Origin of the sequence: Sphingomonas pollutisoli (assembly GCF_029167165.1) — a bacterium.
GTDB lineage: Bacteria > Pseudomonadota > Alphaproteobacteria > Sphingomonadales > Sphingomonadaceae > Sphingomonas > Sphingomonas pollutisoli.
Genome location: NZ_JARFNJ010000002.1, coordinates 284,649 through 302,005 on the forward strand (window position 1 = coordinate 284,649; position 17,357 = coordinate 302,005).

The 17,357-nt window shown below is 68.1% G+C and carries 16 protein-coding genes; 4 read left to right on the forward strand and 12 right to left on the reverse strand.

Features of this window, described 5'->3' with window-relative positions:
• Positions 1–69 precede the first annotated feature (69 nt).
• Positions 70–1,692, forward strand: coding sequence for an NAD(P)/FAD-dependent oxidoreductase (locus PX554_RS04735; protein ID WP_275499403.1), 1,623 nt, complete (start codon positions 70–72; stop codon positions 1,690–1,692).
• 250 nt (positions 1,693–1,942) lie between these two features.
• Here PX554_RS04735 and PX554_RS04740 read toward each other — a convergent pair whose 3' ends face one another.
• The 3 genes from PX554_RS04740 to PX554_RS04750 all read right to left on the reverse strand — a co-directional run bounded on the left by PX554_RS04740 (position 1,943) and on the right by PX554_RS04750 (position 4,146).
• On the reverse strand, positions 1,943–2,284 hold the full coding sequence (locus PX554_RS04740; RefSeq protein ID WP_275499405.1) for a hypothetical protein: 342 nt from the start codon (positions 2,282–2,284) through the stop codon (positions 1,943–1,945).
• A 168-nt stretch (positions 2,285–2,452) separates the two neighbouring features.
• On the reverse strand, positions 2,453–2,716 hold the full coding sequence (locus PX554_RS04745) for a hypothetical protein (RefSeq protein WP_275499407.1): 264 nt from the start codon (positions 2,714–2,716) through the stop codon (positions 2,453–2,455).
• 80 nt (positions 2,717–2,796) lie between these two features.
• Positions 2,797–4,146, reverse strand: coding sequence for a hypothetical protein (locus PX554_RS04750; RefSeq protein WP_275499409.1), 1,350 nt, complete (start codon positions 4,144–4,146; stop codon positions 2,797–2,799).
• A 130-nt stretch (positions 4,147–4,276) separates the two neighbouring features.
• On the opposite strand from PX554_RS04750, the gene PX554_RS04755 reads away from it, so the two are divergent.
• Positions 4,277–5,143, forward strand: a complete 867-nt coding sequence (locus PX554_RS04755) for an acyl-CoA thioesterase (protein WP_275499411.1) — start codon at positions 4,277–4,279, stop codon at positions 5,141–5,143.
• 200 nt (positions 5,144–5,343) lie between these two features.
• Here PX554_RS04755 and PX554_RS04760 read toward each other — a convergent pair whose 3' ends face one another.
• The 4 genes from PX554_RS04760 to PX554_RS04775 all read right to left on the reverse strand — a co-directional run bounded on the left by PX554_RS04760 (position 5,344) and on the right by PX554_RS04775 (position 10,407).
• The gene (locus tag PX554_RS04760; RefSeq protein ID WP_093220987.1) at positions 5,344–6,123 is read right to left on the reverse strand and encodes an inositol monophosphatase family protein; all 780 of its coding nucleotides are present in this window, start codon (positions 6,121–6,123) and stop codon (positions 5,344–5,346) included.
• Positions 6,116–7,462 (reverse strand): TldD/PmbA family protein, encoded by a 1,347-nt coding sequence (locus PX554_RS04765; RefSeq protein ID WP_275499414.1) that lies wholly within the window; start codon positions 7,460–7,462, stop codon positions 6,116–6,118. Before PX554_RS04765 ends, PX554_RS04760 begins: the two co-directional genes overlap by 8 nt.
• Before the next feature lie 31 nt (positions 7,463–7,493).
• Positions 7,494–8,411, reverse strand: coding sequence for a 4-hydroxybenzoate octaprenyltransferase (ubiA, locus tag PX554_RS04770; RefSeq protein WP_275499416.1), 918 nt, complete (start codon positions 8,409–8,411; stop codon positions 7,494–7,496).
• A gap of 214 nt (positions 8,412–8,625) precedes the next feature.
• Positions 8,626–10,407: an ABC transporter transmembrane domain-containing protein gene (locus tag PX554_RS04775; RefSeq protein ID WP_093220995.1), complete on the reverse strand. Its 1,782-nt coding sequence runs from the start codon at positions 10,405–10,407 to the stop codon at positions 8,626–8,628.
• 141 nt (positions 10,408–10,548) lie between these two features.
• Between PX554_RS04775 and PX554_RS04780 the strand changes: the two genes are divergently transcribed.
• A complete protein-coding gene (locus PX554_RS04780) occupies positions 10,549–11,763 on the forward strand; it encodes a polyhydroxyalkanoate depolymerase (protein WP_093220997.1) in 1,215 nt (404 codons plus the stop codon).
• Positions 11,764–11,925: 162 nt separating this feature from the next.
• Here PX554_RS04780 and PX554_RS04785 read toward each other — a convergent pair whose 3' ends face one another.
• The 3 genes from PX554_RS04785 to PX554_RS04795 all read right to left on the reverse strand — a co-directional run bounded on the left by PX554_RS04785 (position 11,926) and on the right by PX554_RS04795 (position 14,675).
• A complete protein-coding gene (locus tag PX554_RS04785) occupies positions 11,926–12,405 on the reverse strand; it encodes a pyridoxamine 5'-phosphate oxidase family protein (protein ID WP_275499419.1) in 480 nt (159 codons plus the stop codon).
• A gap of 78 nt (positions 12,406–12,483) precedes the next feature.
• Complete coding sequence (locus PX554_RS04790) at positions 12,484–13,665, reverse strand: mechanosensitive ion channel family protein (protein ID WP_275499421.1); 1,182 nt, start codon at positions 13,663–13,665, stop codon at positions 12,484–12,486.
• 5 nt (positions 13,666–13,670) lie between these two features.
• On the reverse strand, positions 13,671–14,675 hold the full coding sequence (locus PX554_RS04795) for a DNA topoisomerase IB (RefSeq protein WP_275499422.1): 1,005 nt from the start codon (positions 14,673–14,675) through the stop codon (positions 13,671–13,673).
• Between the two features lie 117 nt (positions 14,676–14,792).
• Between PX554_RS04795 and PX554_RS04800 the strand changes: the two genes are divergently transcribed.
• Positions 14,793–15,344, forward strand: coding sequence for a type 1 glutamine amidotransferase domain-containing protein (locus PX554_RS04800; RefSeq protein ID WP_275499424.1), 552 nt, complete (start codon positions 14,793–14,795; stop codon positions 15,342–15,344).
• A 449-nt stretch (positions 15,345–15,793) separates the two neighbouring features.
• On the opposite strand, the gene PX554_RS04805 is transcribed toward PX554_RS04800, so the two are convergent.
• Positions 15,794–17,158, reverse strand: coding sequence for a putative O-glycosylation ligase, exosortase A system-associated (locus PX554_RS04805; RefSeq protein ID WP_275499425.1), 1,365 nt, complete (start codon positions 17,156–17,158; stop codon positions 15,794–15,796).
• Complete coding sequence (locus PX554_RS04810; RefSeq protein WP_176787018.1) at positions 17,151–17,318, reverse strand: hypothetical protein; 168 nt, start codon at positions 17,316–17,318, stop codon at positions 17,151–17,153. The genes PX554_RS04805 and PX554_RS04810 overlap by 8 nt, the downstream gene beginning before the upstream one ends.
• Positions 17,319–17,357: the final 39 nt, after the last annotated feature.

Here is a 17,357-nt window from a genome sequence, read left to right on the forward strand (position 1 = left end):
TGGATATTTCTCGGCTCGCTTGTATCGTCGCGATTTGGCGCGAGCGGTGCGAACCTGTACAGCCCCGCGATGCTCCGTCTCTCCGGCCTATACCTCCCGCTCGATCATCCCCCCGAGGCGATCGCGCCCGCGATCTGCGCGCGGCTCGGCGTCGCGCCTGACGATCTGCGCGGCTACACGCTCTACCGGCGCGGAAACGATGCGCGGCGGCGGAACGCGGTGCAGCTCGTCTATACGTTCGAGGTCGATCTCGCCAACGAAGCCGACGTTTTGGCGCGCTTCGCCGGCGACAAGGACGTCCGCCCGACCCCCGACATGACCTACCGCCCGCCCGTCACTGCGCCCGTGGGCTGGTCGGGCACGCGGCCCGTGGTGATCGGCGCGGGGCCGTGCGGATTGTTCGCGGGGCTGATCCTCGCGCAGATGGGGTTCCGCCCGATCATCGTCGATCGCGGCAAGGCGGTGCGCGAGCGGACCAAGGACACGTGGGGGCTGTGGCGGCGCGGCGTGCTCGACCCCGATTCGAACGTCCAGTTCGGAGAGGGCGGCGCCGGCACTTTCTCCGACGGCAAGCTCTATTGCCGGGTGAAGGATCCACGCTTCCTCGGGCGCAAGGTGCTCGAGGAGTTCGTCGCCGCTGGCGCCCCCGACGATATCCTGTGGGAAGCGCATCCGCATATCGGCACGTTCCGGCTGGTCTCGATGGTCGAGGCGATGCGCGCGCAGATCGAGTCGCTCGGCGGAGAGTATCGCTGGCAGACCCGCGTCGACGATCTCGAACTGGAGCGCACCGGCGACGGCCAGCAGCGGCTGCGCGGGCTGCACCTGCACGACGGCGGCTTCCTTGAGGCGGAGCATGTCGTGCTCGCGGTCGGCCACAGCGCGCGGCCGACGTTCGAGATGCTCCATGCGCGCGGCGTGCATATCGAGGCCAAGCCGTTCTCGATCGGCGTGCGGATCGAGCATCCGCAAAGCTGGATCGACCGTGCGCGCTTCGGCGCCTGCGCGGGCCATCCCGATCTCGGCGCGGCGGCGTACAGTCTTTCGCACCACTGCGCGAACGGGCGCACCGTCTATAGCTTCTGCATGTGCCCAGGCGGGCGGGTGGTGGCGGCGACCTCCGAGGAGGGCCGCGTCGTCACCAACGGCATGAGCCAATATTCGCGCGCCGAGTTCAACGCCAATTCGGGCCTCGTCGTCGCGATCGATCCCGCGCGGGATTATCCAGGCGGGCCGCTCGCGGGGATCGCGTTCCAGCGGCACTGGGAGTCGCTGGCCTATGTCGCGGGCGGATCGTCGTATCACGCACCGGGGCAGCGGGTGGGGGATTTCCTCGCCGGCCGCGCGTCCACCGCGCTGGGCGCGGTGACGCCGTCGTACAAGCCCGGCGTGACGCCGACCGATCTCGCCGAATGCCTGCCCGATTATGCGATCACCGCGATCCGCGAGGCGCTGCCGGTGTTCGGCCGGCAGATCGCGCGCTACGACGATCCCGATGCGGTGATGACCGGCGTCGAGACGCGCACCTCGTCGCCGATCCGCATCACGCGCGGGGCCGATTTCCAGAGCCTCAATTGCGAGGGACTGTACCCGGCGGGCGAAGGCGCCGGCTATGCGGGCGGGATTCTGTCGGCGGCGATCGACGGCATCAAGGTGGCGGAGGCGGTGGCGGCGCGAATCGTGGCGGGATAGCGGAGGTTCGGCTCGATCGCGGCGATGCGAACGGCACGGCGAAACAGCGCAAAAGTTGTCCATCGGAGGCACGGTGCGCGGGGTGTCACTTTTGAGCTTCTCCCACGGCGGGGCATACCCCGCGCGCGCCGCGAAGGTGACCGGATACGATGGCGCTGACACTGTCAAAGAGCTTGGCCGGGAGTTTGCCACGCGCGGCGCGCGTAGGACAGGCCGGACGGTAACGCTGATTAGGCGTCCAGAGGTGAGGTCAGCCGTCGTTCCGCTTCAGGCTGTTCTCGATCAGCCAAAAGTGAAGGAGATGCATACCGACGAAGCTAGCCCCTATCAGCATCGTCACGGGCAACACGATGCCCCCTTGGCCAACCCGCGGCGCAACGTCGAGCGCCAAAAGCGCGATAAACCCCAAGATGACAGCCGCCAAGGCCGGGGTGAAGCTGAGCGCAAGAACGCGAGGCGCGGTCCAGTTTACCGTTCCCGCAAGTGACCATTGCATCGGCAATCGCTCATGCGGGCGGAACCGGGCATTGGCCCACATCGATAAGCCGATGAGGACGGACGCGAAGATGCATGCGATTGCGAACACAAACATCGCGACTTGATATCATCAGGCTGCGTGGCGGCAAATGGGCGGCTGCCGATAGACCGCTTCGGCCCGGCACCGGTCGTCGGCGGGAACGGGCGAAAGTGGTGGTGGGCAGCTCGACCGCTTTCGGGCGGGCAGAGAATAAAGCCGCCAAAACGGAAGCCGAGTCAACCGTTAATCGGCCGGCGGGAAAGCTCGGAGATGTCTGATTGCTACGGTCATCATCAACACACCAAAGCCGACCACCCAAACGAGCGCTCCTACGCTGTGGTCGGCTTCAACATAACGGCTTGCGGTGAACAGGCCGAAAGCGGAGCCAGTAACTGCAAATTTGGCCAACGGAGGGAGGCTTTGTGATCGCGCCACCATAAACACGATGACAATCACCCCGCCGAGGACTGCCGCCAAACTCAATAGATCATCGACCATCACTGCCATCTCCGAGCGGCCTACGTGCGGTTATCGGATCAGACTTTCGAAGGCGCAAGGTCGGATTGTGGGCGACTCCCGCCCCCCGCTCACATCCGCTCCACTCCCCGTTCGCTTCCCTGCCCGCGCCGCAGCAGCCGTGCGATCATCCAGCCGGCGGCGAGGATCAGGAACGGCATCGCCGGATAGTGATAGCGCACCTGTCCGGTGAAGACGAAGGCGGTGAGCGTCACGAACGCGGGCATGCAGCCGAGCAGCAGGATCGGCCGCCGCTCGTCCGCTCCACCCCGGCCACGCCACAGCGACGGCAGCGCGACCGCCAGCCCGGCGAAGCCGAACAGCAGCACGCCGAGATAATAAAGCTGGTTGCCCACCTGCGCGATGGCGACCCGGCCGCGCAGCCCCGGATAGCTCGCGTCGATCCCCCACAGCCCGTCCGTATCCTTGCGCCACACCAACACGACCTTGCGGACGCCGAGCGCGATCCATTGCCGCGGATGACGGGCGATCCAATCGCGGGCGAGCGCCTTGAAACGCCGGTCGAGCTCGACCTGGCGCTGGACGTGCTCGCGGTACGGGATGCCGACGCCGGTCGCGTCCCAGATCGGCGTGCGCTCCCATTCATACCAGTCGCCGGTCGCGCGGTCGTTGGCGCCGTAATAGAGCGCGATGCCGCCGTTGGTGGAGACGGGGATGAACGCCCCCATCTCGGCGCTGTTGCGGATGGTCCACGGCAGCACCACCGCCGCGAGCGCGAGATGAACCGGCAGCAGCGCGCGGAGCAGCCCGCGCCAGCCGAAGTCGCGCAAGCACAGCGCCATCGCGATCAGCGCGCCGATCGGGAAGAACAGGATCTGCGCGCGCATCAGCGTCGCCGCGCCGAACAGCAGCCCCGCCACCACCAGCCCGCCCGCGCGCGCTCGTCCCGCGACCATCACCGTGAACGCCGCCATCACCAACGCGGTCGACACCGTTTCCGAGAAGGGCGCGCCGGCATAAGCGATATGCGCGGGGTAGAGCGCGTAGAGCAGCCCCGCGATCCGCACGCCGAGCGGCCCGATCCCGAGCAGCGCGCCGAAGCGGACCATCAGCGCGAGGATCGCGGCGGCGGCGGCGAGATTGAGCGCCAGCGGGCCGAGCGGCGACGGGCCGGCGACGATCATGCTCGCGGCGAGCGCGGCGGGATAGCCGACCGGCCAGAAGGCGGTCGGGCGGCCCTGCTCCTGGAAACCCAGCCCGCGCGCCATCTCGCCCGCGCGGTCCATGTACCATAAGCCGTCGGACATCGGCTGCTGCGGCATCAGCAGCATCAGCGCGAGGCGCAACCCGATCGCGATCGCGAAGATCGCCGGCATGACCCAGCGCGCGGTCTCGAACGTGCCCGCCCAGCCATGCCGCGCCTGCGGGCGCGCCGTCACGTTCGCTGCCGCCATGTCCATCGCCACCCTCCCGCTTCTGCACGGCGACGGTAGCGAAACTGTGTTAACGGAAACGCCTGCGGGCACGGCACCGGCTTGACTCGCGCCGCGCGGGCGCGGACGGCGGGGTATCGCAGTGGGGAAGCCTTCGATGACCGTTCCGCCTTCCGACGATGTCGCCTCCGAACTCGTGACCTTGCTCGACGTGGAGGAGATCGACACCGATCTGTTCCGCGGCCGCCGGCTTGCCGGTGCTGTCGGTCGCGTGTTCGGCGGCCAGGTGATCGCGCAGGCGCTCCAGGCCGCGCAACGCTCGACCGAGCCGCCCAAGACCGCGCATTCGCTCCATGCCTATTTCATGCGGCCGGGCAATGACGATTATCCGATCGTGTTCCGCGTGGTGCGCGATTTCGACGGGCGCAGCTTCGCGACGCGGCGGGTGATCGCGACGCAGAAGGGCGTGCCGATCCTGACCATGACGGCGAGCTTCCAGCTTCCCGAGGACGGGCTGCACCACCAGGATGCGATGCCCGACGTGCCCGGCCCCGAAGCGCTGCGCAACGAACGGCAGCTCCGGGGCGGGCTGGCCGTGCCCGAGGGCACGCCGCCGCCCGCCTTCGCGCGCGCGATCGAGGTGCGGCCGGTCGAGCCGGCGCTCTGGGCCTCGCCCGAGGCGGGGCCGGCGGTGCTCAACATCTGGCTGCGCGCGATCGGCGAGATCGGCGACGATCCCGCGATGCACCGCGCCGTGCTCGCCTATGCCTCCGATCTCGGGCTGATCACGGCGGCGCGCTCGCCGCACCCGATCACCTTGTTCGACCCGCGCGTCCAGGGTGCCAGCCTCGACCATGCGCTGTGGCTGCACGAGCCGTTCCGCGCCGACGAATGGCTGCTCTATTCGATTCAGTCGCCGTGGTCGGGGCACGCGCGCGGGCTGGGCCTCGGCCGCATCTTCACGCGCGACGGGCGCCTGGTCGCGAGCAGCGCGCAGGAGGGGCTGATGCGCTGGCGCGGGTGATCGGGCGGGGCGCGGCGGCATCCCCTGTCCCATTCGTGTCGAGCACAATCGAGATGGCCGCGCTCCGGTCGGCCCCTCGACTGCGCTCGGGGCGAACGGTTGGGAGTGTGAGCGCGCCCCCGCCCCACCCGTTCACGCCGGGCGCGGGTGCTCCGGTCGTCGCGCTCGCGCGCGGGGTAGAGACGCGCGCGGGGTAGAGATCAGCGCCCGCTTGCCGCCAACGCGCGGTCGCGCAGGCGCGCGGAGGCGGCGGCGTGGATGCCGGGGGCGGTGGCGAGGATGCCGAAGGCTTCGGCGGCCTCGGTGTTGAAGGCGAGCGCGCCGCCAAGCGCATCGGTGATGATCGCGCCGGCCTCGGTCGCGATCAGCGCGGCGGCGGCGATGTCCCATTCGTTGCCCCAGCGCGCGGTGGCGACCAGATCGGCCTCGTCGGCGGCGACCATCGCGATGCGGAGCGCAATCGAATTGGGCTTGTCGACGATGACGAGATCGCGGTCGCCCTTGGGCAAGGCGTCAGTCGGCACGCGCGCGCCGACGAGATTGGTGCGCGCGCTCGCGCGCAGGCGCGTGTCGTTGCGATGCGCGCCGCGCCCGCGCGTCGCGCGCCACACCTCGCCGCGCGCCGGCGCGTCGAGCACGCCGATCACGGGCGCGCCATTCTCGATCAGCGCGACCGACACCGCCCAGCCGGGCCGCCCGCGCAGATAATCGCGCGTGCCGTCGATCGGATCGACCACCCACAGCCGGCGGCACGACAGCCGCGCGGCGCTGTCGGCGGTCTCTTCCGAGAGCCAGCCCGCATCGGGATCGAGTTCGGACAGCCGCGCGTGGAGCAGCGCGTTGACTTCGAGATCGATGTCGCTGACCGGATTGCCGGGCGATTTCTCCCAGCGCGCGAAATCGGTTCGCCAGCGCGCCATCGCCAGCGCGCCCGCCTCCGCAGCGATGTCGGCGATCCGGTCGGCGAGCGCGTCAGCCACTCGCGACCGTCATACCGTCGATGCGGATGGTCGGCACGTTGGTGGCGTAGCGGAATTCGAGGTCGTTCGCCGGGGTCAATTCGCGGAACATATCCCTGAGATTGCCCGCGATCGTGAACTCGGCGACGGGCGTGGTGATCTCGCCATTCTCGATCAGGAAACCGGCGGCGCCGCGACTGTAATCACCGGTGACAGGGTTGACCCCCATGCCGATCAGCTCGGTGACGTAGATGCCGCGCGCGATGTCCGCCGTCAGCGCCTGTACCGACATGTGGCCGGCCGCCATGTGGAGGTTGCTGGTCGCGACGCCCGGCGCCCCGCCGACACCGCGCGCGGCATGGCCGGTCGGCTCCAGCCCGAGCTGCCGCGCCGAGGCACTGTCGAGCAGCCAGCTTTCGAGCACCCCGTCCTGGACGATCGCGAACGGCGACACCGGCAGCCCCTCGCCGTCGAACGGGCGCGACCGCAGCCCGCGCGGGCGGTGCGGATCGTCCTCCACGCGGACGCCGGGCGCGAACACCGGCGTGCCGAGCGCATCGAGCAGGAAGCTGGTGCGGCGCGTGACCGCCTGACCGCCGATCGCGCCGATGAAATGCCCGAGCAGGCTGGAGCCGATGCGCGGATCGAACACCACCGGCATCGCCCCGCTTTCGACCCGGCCGGGATTGGCGCGGGCGACGGTGCGCTGCCCGGCACGCGTGCCGATCACCTCGGCGCTGTCGAGGTCGCGGCGGCGGCGCGTGGAGTGATAGGCGTAATCCCGCACCATCAGGCCGCCCTCCCCCGCCAGCACGCTCGCCGACAGGCCGTAGCCGGTCGCGGCATAGGCGGCGGCGAAGCCGTGGCTGGTGGCGAGCGCCCAGATCGAGCGCGACGCGTTGGCCGAGCCGCCTTCGCTGTTGGTGACGCCCGGCACCGCGCGCGCGGCATCCTCGGCCGCGAGCGCGGCTTCGCGCAGGGATTCGGGGGAGACTTCGCCGCCGTCGTCGAGATCGAGTTGCGGCGGCGCGCCGCGCATCAGCCGTTCCTTGGGGGCGAGCCCGGCCCAGGCATCCTCGGGTGCCTCGCGCGCCATCGCGACCGCGCGTTCGACCAAAGCGGCGAGCGCATGCTCGCTGAAGTCCGAGGTGGAGACGCTGGCCGAGCGCTTGCCGGCGAAGACGCGCAGGCCCAGTTCCTCGCTCTCGCTGCGGCCGACATCCTCGAGCGCGCCGAGCCGCACCGACACGTCGAGCGCGGTATCGGCGGCGAAGACTGCATCGGCGGCGTCGGCGCCGGCGGCGCGGGCGCGGTCTACGATGGCGGCGGCGCGATCCTGCGCCTGTTCGATGGTCAACATGGGTCGGACTTAGGTGCGCGATCCGCCAAGGTCAAAGTGTCGCGACGGTTGCGACGACGAAACACGCGCAGAACACGAGAAATCCAGCGAAGCGATTGGACCGGAAACGGGCGAGCGCGCCGGCGCCATCGTCAGGCGAGAGCGTGCCGACCTGCCAACCGAAATGCGCGGCGACCGGCAGCAAAGCGGCGAGCGCAAGCGGATCGGGGCGGACCAGCCACAGCGCCACGCCCCACAACAGCAGCGCGCCCACGTAGAACAGCCCGACGCCGAGCCGGACGCGCCGGCCCATCCGCAGCGCCGAGGAGCGCACGCCGATCAGCGCGTCATCCTCGCGGTCCTGCAGCGCGTAGATCGTGTCATAGCCGATCACCCACGCGATCGACCCGGCGTAGAGTAGCAGCCCCGGCCACATCAGCCGGCCGGCGATCTCGCTCCAGCCGACGAGGCACGCCCAGGAGAACACCATGCCGAGCCATGCCTGCGGCCACCAGGTGATCCGCTTCATAAACGGATAGCCGGCCACCAAAGCGAGGCTGAGGAGTGCCACGATCGCGGCGTAGAGGTTCAACTGGAGCAGGACGACGAGGCCGATCAGGCAAAGGGCGACCAGCCAGACCCACGCCGCCTTGAGGCTGACCGCGCCGCTCGCGAGCGGGCGGCTGCGCGTGCGCGCGACCTTCCGGTCGAGATCGCGATCGACGATGTCGTTATAGACGCAGCCCGCGCCGCGCATCGCGATGCTGCCGAGGAGCAGCCACAGGATCAGATCCCAGTGCGCGATCGCGCCGCCGGCGAGCGCGACGCCCCAGGCGCCGGGCCAGAACAGCAGCCACCAGCCGATCGGCCGATCGAACCGCGCAAGCAACGCGAACGGGCGCGCGGCGGCGGGGAGCAGCGCGACCAGGCCGCGATGTTCGGTGTCGGGGGTGAGATCGGTGGCGGTCATGCGTCCCGCACGCCCCTTCCTTCTCCCCTCCCTGGAAGGGAGGGGTCGGGGGTGGGTCGGTTGCGGCACGCGTCACGCTCCCATGCCAGCAACCCACCCCCAGTTTCGGGTGAACAGTGCCCCGCACTGTTCAGGTCATGCCGGGGGCATGACCGACCCGAAACTCCTCCCTTCCAGGGAGGGGAGCCGGTTGCGTTCTCGGACAGCCCCATCCTCACGCCGCCTCGCTGAATTGCAGGCTCGCCAGCCGCGCGTACAGGCCGCCGGCGCCGATCAGCTCGGCGTGGCTGCCGCTTTCGACGATGCGGCCTTCGTTCATCACGATGATGCGCCGCGCCGCGCGCACGGTGGCGAGGCGGTGCGCGATGACGAGCGTGGTGCGGTTGGCCATCAGCCGTTCGAGCGCCTGCTGGACGAGGCGTTCGCTCTCGGCGTCGAGCGCGCTGGTCGCCTCGTCGAGCAGCAGGATCGGGGCATCGCGCAGCAGCGCGCGCGCGATCGCGAGGCGCTGGCGCTGCCCACCCGACAGCCGCGCCCCGCCCTCGCCCAGGAACGTATCGAGCCCGTCGGGCAGCTTGCGGAGGAATTCGGCGGCGTTGGCGGCCTCGGCGGCGGCCCAGACCTGCGCGTCGCTGGCGTCCCAGCGGCCATAGCGGAGATTGTCGCGCGCCGACGCGCCGAAAATCACCGTATCCTGCGGCACCATCGCGATCCGTTCCCGGACCTTGGCCGGATCGGCGGCGGGCAGCGCGACGCCGTCGATCCGCACCTCGCCGCCATCGGGATCGTAGAAACGCTGGAGCAATTGGAACAATGTCGATTTGCCTGCGCCCGACGGACCGACGATCGCGACCGTCTCGCCCGGCGCGACGCTCAGCGTGAAATCGTGCAGCGCCGCCACGTCGCGGCGCGTAGGATAGCGGAATTCGACGTGCGAGAATTCGACCGTGCCGCGCGCCGGCTCGGGCAGCGCGAGCGGCGCGGGCGGCGCGGCGATCGTCGGCCGCTCCGCGAGCAGTTCGGAGAGGCGCCCGGCGGCGCCCGACGCGCGGAGCAGATCGCCATAGACCTCGGTGAGCGACCCGAACGAGCCGGTGACGATTCCCGCGGTCAGCACGAAGGCGGCGAGCGACCCGCTCGACAGCCGCCCGCTCGCGACATCGTTGACCGTGTCCCACATCAGCAGCGTCACCGCGCCGAACAGCAGGCCCATCACCAGCGCGGTCATGATCGCGCGCAGCCGGAAGCGGCGCTTGGCCGACTGGAAGCTCTGGTCGACGGCGGTGCGGAAGCGCTCGCCCTCGCGGCGCTCCTGCCCGAACGCCTGGACGATCTTCATCGCGCCGAGCGTCTCGACCGCGAGCGCGCCGATATCGGCGACACGGTCCTGGCTCGAACGCGAATATTGCCGCACGCGCCGGCCGAGCAGGAAGATCGGCGTGATGATGATCGGGATGCCGACGATCAGCGACAGCGCGAGCTTGGGCGCGAGCGCGAACAGATAGACGATGCCGCCGATGCCGATGACGAGGCTGCGCAGCGCGACCGAGATCGTGCTGCCGACCGCATTCTCGATCTGCGCGGTGTCCGAGGTGAGCCGCGACGCGATCTCCGACGGGCGATTCTCCTCGAACCACGCGGGCGACAGCGTCAGCAGGTTGTGATGGACGGCGGTGCGGATGTCCGCGACCGTGCGCTCGCCGAGCCAAGAGACACTGTAGAAGCGCACCGCCGTCGCGACCGCGAGCACCAGCACGACGATGATGAGGTGGTGGAAATAGGGCGCGACCGCCGCCGCGTCGGCGTGTTCGGCGAAGCCGTTGTCGACGATCTGCTTGAAGGTCGCCGGGAACGCCAACGTCGCCCCCGCCGCCACCACGAGCGCGACCAGCGCGGTCGCGATCCGGCCGGGGTAGCGCGTGGCATGACGCCACACCATGCCGAGATTGCTCAACTTGCGCGATCCGCGCGGCTCGGCGTTGTCGACTTCAGCCATTGCCGTCGCCTAGCAAAGCCGCCGCGCGCGCGCCACTGCCCCGGCGATCGATAGGGTCGATCACCGAAACAAAAAATCGGCGTGGACCCACATTGATGTTGCGTATGTTTATTTCGCTGAAAACAGCTTACAGGGCACCCCATGCTGTACAATGCCTATGAACTGCAACGTTCCCTCCTGGCCGGCGCGAGCGCGATGGCCGATTTCAGCGCCGAGCTGCTCCAGAACCCGGTCAACCCCTTCGCTTATTTCGGCGGCGGTCCGGTGATCGCCTCGGCATTGGAGGTGTTCGCCCATGCCGCCGCGCCGCGCGGCAAGCCGCATTTCGCGCTCGACCGCACGATCGTCGATGGCAAGGAGGTCGATGTCATCGAGGAGATCGTGCTGCGCAAGCCGTTCGGGCAGCTCAAGCATTTCGCGCGTCGTGGTGTCGAGGGCGGCCCCAAGCTGCTGATCGTCGCGCCGATGTCGGGCCATTTCGCCACGCTGCTGCGCGGCACGGTCGAGCGGATGCTGCCGGTCGCGGACGTGTACATCACCGACTGGCGCGACGCGAAGCTGGTGCCGATGTCCGACGGCGCGTTCGGGTTCGAGGATTATGTCGATTACGTGATCGCCTTCCTCGAGGCGATCGGGCCGGACACGCACATGCTCGCGGTCTGCCAGCCGTCGGTGCCGTGCTATGCCGCCGCGTGCGTGATGAGCGCGGACAAAAACCCCTGCCGCCCCAAGACGCTGACGATGATGGGCGGGCCGATCGACACGCGCGAGGCGCCGACCGCGGTAAACACGCTGGCGACCGAGCGGCCGCATAGCTGGTTCGAGCAGAATGTGATCGTCAAGGTGCCGCTCACCTATCCGGGGGCGGGCCGCAAGGTCTATCCGGGCTTCCTCCAGCTCGCCGGCTTCATGTCGATGAACCTCGGCAATCACCTGATGTCGCATTGGGAAATGTTCAAACATCTCGTCCAGGGCGACGACGAGAGCGCCGATGCGACCAAGCGCTTCTACGAGGAATATCGTTCGGTCTGCGACATGACCGCCGAATTCTATCTCCAGACGATCGACCTGGTGTTCCAGAACCACGCGCTGCCCAAGGGCGAGATGACGCATCGCGGGCGCAAGGTCGATCCGGCGGCGATCACCGACATCGGCATCCTCGCGATCGAAGGGCTGCGCGACGATATCTCGGGTGTCGGCCAGACGCGCGCGGCGCTCACGATCGCGACCAGCCTGCCCGAGGAGAAGAAGCGCTATTTCAGCGTCGATGCCGGACATTATGGCATCTTCAACGGCAGCAAATGGCGCAATCAGGTGGCGCCGGTGGTCGAGCAGTGGATGGCCGCGAACGCGTGATTGGCGGGGGTGGCGTGGCTCGCGCACCCCAAGATCCCGTTCGTCCTGAGCGTGGCGAGGGACGGCCCCACACGGTGACACCTGGGGCACCCACTTCGACAGGCTCAGTGCGAACGGGCTTTAACGGTTAAGCGAGGGCGGGGTTTCCCCGCCCTAACCCATTCAGACCGCGGTCGTCTCGACTACCGCGTGGCTGCTGTCCTCGTCGCTCTTGATCGTGCCGCCGAACAGCATCTTGATGCGGCCGGTGAGCGAGATGTCCGTCTCCCAAAGCTCCGCGCTTGCGATGTCGAGGCGGATCAGCGCGAGGTTGGGATCGTCCTTGCCGCCGGGAAACCAGGCCTCGACCTGATTGTTCCACAGCTTGTCGATCAGCGCGCGGTCATTGTCCTGGCGGATTTCGCCAGCGAGGCAGGCGAAGAAATCATGACCCTTGGACACGAACTGCGCCATCGCGCCGCCGCCGCCGGCGAGGCGGTTGTCCTTGCCGACGAAGAAGAACAGCGTGTCGACCTGATCGCGGTCGAGCTGCGCGGTCAGCGGCTCGCTGTGCTCGCTGGTGCCGGTCAGGCCGACCATGAGGAACGGGCTTTGCGCCATCTTGTCCCACATCGTCTGCTTGATCGCGTGCGTATCGGTCATGTCGCTCTCCTTGCCTCGGATTTCGTCCAATGAACGACGCAACCCCGGCTTGGTTGCGAGGGCGCGGCGCGCGGACGATCAAGCCTTGTTCGCCTCTCCGTCCACCCGCTCGACCTTCTGCGGATCGGGATAGGGCATGATGAGCGTACCGTCGGGCGCGGCGGTGAAGGTGGTCTGGGTCGGATAGGCCAGCGAAATGCCCTCCTTGGCGAAGCGGCGCAGGATCGTGACGAGCAGCCGGTCGCGGGTGGCGTGCGCGGTGGCCCAATCGTTGCCGGCGGTGTCGAACTGGACCGCGAAATCGAGCGTGCTCGCGCCGAACGATTCGAAGCCGGCGCGCGCCACCGTGGCGCCCTCGGCCTGGATCAGTTCCTTGAGGATACCGGGCAGCTGCTCCAGCGTCTCGTGCGGCGTCTCATACGCCACGCCGAGCGTGAAGCCGATGCGGATGTGGTTACGCTGCGAGACGTTGAGGATTTCCTTGTCGAGCAGGTTCTTGTTGGCGATTACGCGTTCCTCGCCGGTATAGGCGCGGATGCGGGTCGATTTCAGCCCGATGCTCTCGATCACGCCGCTCGAATCGCCGAAGCTGATCTGATCGCCGCGTTTGAACGGCCGGTCGAACAGGATGGCGAGCGCGGCGAACAGATCGGCGAAGATGCCCTGCGCGGCAAGGCCGATCGCGATGCCGCCGACGCCGAGCCCCGCCACCAGGCCGGTGACGTTGACGCCGAGATTGTCGAGCACGACGATGAAGGCGATCGCGAACACGGCGAAGGTGACGAGCAGGCTGATGATGCCCATCGCGCTCTGTAGCGCCTCGCCCGAATAATTTTCCGAATGGGTGCGGTGCTCGATCGCGCCGAGGATGATCTCGCGCGCCCAGATCGCCACCTGGAACACGCTGGCGATGGTGAACAGGAAGCGGATCGTCGTCGCGACCTCGGGCGGCGCGCCGGCATAGCCCTGCACCAGCTTGGCGGCGACCATGACGATGAAGAAATTGTTGGTCTTGACCACCGCGCGGCCCAGCACCGTGCCCCATCCGGCGATGCCGATGCGGGTGCTGCACAAACGCTGGCCCAGTTTGCGCGCGGTGGCGAGCGCGATGACGATCACGGCGCCGATGGCGAGCGCGATCAGGATTTGCAGCCAGTGCGTGGCGAGCCAGTCCACCGTCGCGCCGACAAGGTCGCGCAGTTGGGCGTTGATATCGCGCACCTTCACCGGCGGAAGGATCGCTTTCGTCGTGTTGCTCATGGCGGTTACGCTGCCTCTGCGATGTCGGGGGCGCCGCCCTTTTCGAGAAACGCGATCAGGCCGCGCTCGGCGCGAGTGAGATAGCGGGTCGCGCGCGGCAGGCGCGTCGCGCGCAGCGCCGCCTGCCCATCCTTCACCGCCGCGATCAGCAGCGGGTGGACATAGGATTTTCGGCTGATCGCCGGCGTGTTGCCCAGCGCCTCGGCGACGGGTTCGAGCATCGTCTTGAGGCCGATGTCGTGCGCCGCGCAGAGCAAAGTCTCGAACGCGATCACGCTCGCGCCCCAGGTGCGGAAATGCTTGGCGGTGTACGGCCCGCCCATCGCCTCGCGGATATAGGCGTTGACGTCCGACGAGGTGACGGGATGCGTCGCGCCGTCGTCATCGACCCAGCGGAACAGATGCTGGCCCGGCAGATCCTGGCACTTCTTGACGAAGCGGCTGAGCGAATGGTCGGTGATCGTCAGCAGCCGGATCTTGCCCGATTTCGCCTTGTACTGGAGCTTGATCGTCTTGCCCTTGAGCACCGCGTGGCGGCGGCGCAGCGTGGTCGCGCCGTAGCTCTTGTTCGCCTTCACATAGCCTTCGTTGCCGATGCGGATATGGCCGAGATCGAGCAGCCGCACGATCGCCGCGACGGCGACGGCCTTGCCCAGCCCGCGCCGCGCCAGATCGGCGTCGACACGCGCACGCAATTTGGGCAGCGCATGGCCGAACGGCGCGCACAGATCATATTTGGCGCATTCCTGCGCGGCGCGGAATTCGAGGTGGTAGCGATATTGCTTGCGGCCGCGCTCGTCCCAGCCGACCGCCTGGATGTGGCCATAGGGGTCCGGGCTGAACCAGGCGTCGCGATAGGCGGGCGGCAGGCCGATGGCGTTGAGCCGGTCGATCTCGTCGCGATCGGTGATGCGCTTGCCCGCCGCATCCCAATAGCCCCAGCCGTGGCGCAATTTCCGACGGGTGATGCCCGGTTCGGTATCGTCGCAATAGGTGATCTCGCCGTCCATCGCGCTCCCTCGTCAAGTCTCTAAAAATGCGCGGTCGGTCGCTTCGTTCCGGAACGGGCGGCATCGGCCGCGGGTTTGGACGGCATTCGCGACGCCATTTGGCAAGGAGACTTCCCCGTGACCGACCTATCGCAAGCGCACGTCCTGATCGTCGCCACCAACGGCTTCGAACAGTCCGAACTGTTCGAACCGCGCCAGGCCCTGCTCGATGCCGGGGTGAAGGTGACGCTCGCCTCGCTCTCGACCGATCCGATCCAGGGCATGAAGCACGACGAGAAGGGCGACACGATCACGCCCGACCTGACCGTCGATGACGTCGATACGCAGGATTACACCGCGCTGCTGCTTCCCGGCGGTGTCGCCAACCCCGACACGCTGCGCACCAGCGACCGCGCGGTCGAGATCGTCGAGGAGTTCGTCGACGACGAGAAGCTGGTGGCGGCGATCTGCCACGGCCCTTGGCTGCTGGTCGAGGCCGATGTGGTCGATGGCCGCACCGTGACGAGTTGGCCCTCGATCCGCACCGATCTGGAAAATGCCGGCGCGGACGTGGTGGACGAGGAAGTCGTTCGCGACGGCCAGTTCATCACCAGCCGCAAGCCGGATGACATTCCGGCGTTCAACAAGGCCATCCTCGCGGCGCTGGCGGAAGAAACCGCCGACGCATAAGCGGCACACGCAGTTCTGAGCCGCTCGGGTCGAGCGCGGTCGTGACACCGCGCACGGCACGCGGGGCATATCCCTCGACTTCGCTCGGGACGAGCGGAGGTTTGCGTTAGCCTGGTCCGGGGCAGAGCGTCCGTTTGCTCCTGCGGAACAGTTGCCGCCTCGCTTGCACACGGCGATGGCGGCAGCGCGATATCCAAACCGTTCGTGTCGAGCGTAGTCGAGACACCACAAGGCACGCGGGGCCTCCCTCGACTTCGCTCGGGACGAACGGAGGTTTGCGTTAGCCTGGTCCGGGGGCAGAGCCTCCGTTTGCTCCTGCGGAACAGTTGCCGCCTCGCTTGCACACGGCGGTGGCGGCAGCGCGCGATCCAAACCGTTCGTGTCGAGCGAAGTCGAGACACCATGCGGCACGCGGGGCCTCCCCCGGCTTCGCTCGGGACAGGCGGATATCATGTGAGCGCGGCGTCGGCCAGCGGCTGTTTCGCCTTTCGGAACGGGCGCCATGCCGCCTCCGAGCGTTTGCGCGCGAGATAGGTGTCCAGCCCGATCTGCGCGCCGATCAACTGGTAGATGAACGGCTGGAACGCGATGCCGACGAACGACGCGCCGAGCAGGTAGATCAGCAGCGCCGATTGCAGCGCGCCGGCCAGTGGCGCGATCCACTGCTCCTCGGGCGGCGCCTTGCGATAGCGGCGGCGCAGCATCTCCATGCGGATGATGCCGATGACGTTTAGCCCGCCCCACAGGATGATGCCGGGCCAGCCCTGCTCGCCGAGCATCTCGAAATAGGAGCTGTGATAGGCGCGCGCACGGTCCGTGGTCGGGGTGTGCTTGACGATCAGGCTGTTGCCGCTGCCCTCGGTCGTGACGAGATCATAGTTGAGCACGTCCTGCCGGTACATGTCGAAGCCGCCGCCGAACGGATGCGTCTTCGCGTAATTCCACGTCCATTGCCACACGGCGAGCCGCGTCGAGGCGGATTCGTCGGCCTTGTAGGTCTTGATCGTCCCCATCCGCGCGACGAAGGCGGAAGGGAGGAACGGCACCGCGACCAGCCCGATCGCGGCGATCAGCCCGAGGTAGAGCAGCTTGCGCTTCACGTCGCGTAGCATCAGCACCGCCGCCAGCACGACGCACAGCAGCCCGGTGCGCGCCGAGGTGCCGACCGGGATCATGCAGCACGCGAACACCAGAGCGTAGCAGAAGATCTTCACCTTCCAGTCGGGCTTGAAGACGGTGCCGTGGTTGGAGAACCACAGCACCAGCGGCACGATCGCCACCGCCACGGTCGAAATGATCGAGCCTTCGTACAGACCGCTGTTGTTGGACACCATCAGGTTGAGCGAGCCGTACCCGCCGCCCGACACCACCGTCTTGATGCCGCCGACGATGATGATCGACGAGGCGGACAGCACCATGAACAGCAGCAGCGATTCGATCCTGAGCCTGGTGCGCAGCGTCAGCGGCAGGAAGGCGGCGAACACCAGCGCCTTCCACACCCAATCCCATTTATCGAGCGCTTCCAGCGGGAAATCGGCGTTTCGCGTGGTGATGCCGCAATAGAGCAGCAGCAGCAGGATGATGATCTGGCGCGGCGCGATCCGCACGTCGCGCTTGTCGTCGATCAGCGCCCAGCTCAGCACCGCCGCGCAGAAGGCGATCAGCGAGATCGGCATCGCATTGAGCAGCAGATAGGTCAGCCGCTGCGGGCTGACGATGTCGATATAGATATAGGCGAGGATGAAGATGAACGGCTTGCGCAGGCCCGCCAGGAAGAAGGCGCCGAGGAACGCGACGAAGACGAGGTCACGCACCGGGCCGGTCCTCTTCCGGTCGCCGGGCGGCACGCGGGCGGCCGCGGATGTCGCGGTCGAACGGCCCCGGTTCGTGATCGAGATCGGGCCGCTTGAGCAGTGCCCAGATCGCGAGCAGCATCAACCCGTGGCTGATCAGAAGCGCGAAATTGTCGATCATGCTTGATACCCCTGGAACGCGCTTCGCGGCTTCGCCGGC

Excerpts from the sequence above, each read along its gene's own strand:
- PX554_RS04810 (WP_176787018.1), bottom strand. The coding sequence starts at position 17,318 with ATGATCGACAATTTCGCGCTTCTGATCAGCCACGGGTTGATGCTGCTC.
- ubiA (WP_275499416.1), bottom strand. The coding sequence starts at position 8,411 with ATGACCGCCACCGATCTCACCCCCGACACCGAACATCGCGGCCTGGTC.
- PX554_RS04775 (WP_093220995.1), bottom strand. The coding sequence starts at position 10,407 with ATGGCTGAAGTCGACAACGCCGAGCCGCGCGGATCGCGCAAGTTGAGC.
- PX554_RS04740 (WP_275499405.1), bottom strand. The coding sequence starts at position 2,284 with ATGTTTGTGTTCGCAATCGCATGCATCTTCGCGTCCGTCCTCATCGGC.
- PX554_RS04785 (WP_275499419.1), bottom strand. The coding sequence starts at position 12,405 with ATGACCGATACGCACGCGATCAAGCAGACGATGTGGGACAAGATGGCG.
- PX554_RS04755 (WP_275499411.1), top strand. The coding sequence starts at position 4,277 with ATGACCGTTCCGCCTTCCGACGATGTCGCCTCCGAACTCGTGACCTTG.
- PX554_RS04790 (WP_275499421.1), bottom strand. The coding sequence starts at position 13,665 with ATGAGCAACACGACGAAAGCGATCCTTCCGCCGGTGAAGGTGCGCGAT.
- PX554_RS04745 (WP_275499407.1), bottom strand. The coding sequence starts at position 2,716 with ATGGCAGTGATGGTCGATGATCTATTGAGTTTGGCGGCAGTCCTCGGC.
- PX554_RS04795 (WP_275499422.1), bottom strand. The coding sequence starts at position 14,675 with ATGGACGGCGAGATCACCTATTGCGACGATACCGAACCGGGCATCACC.
- PX554_RS04780 (WP_093220997.1), top strand. The coding sequence starts at position 10,549 with ATGCTGTACAATGCCTATGAACTGCAACGTTCCCTCCTGGCCGGCGCG.
- PX554_RS04735 (WP_275499403.1), top strand. The coding sequence starts at position 70 with ATGCTCCGTCTCTCCGGCCTATACCTCCCGCTCGATCATCCCCCCGAG.
- PX554_RS04765 (WP_275499414.1), bottom strand. The coding sequence starts at position 7,462 with ATGTTGACCATCGAACAGGCGCAGGATCGCGCCGCCGCCATCGTAGAC.
- PX554_RS04750 (WP_275499409.1), bottom strand. The coding sequence starts at position 4,146 with ATGGACATGGCGGCAGCGAACGTGACGGCGCGCCCGCAGGCGCGGCAT.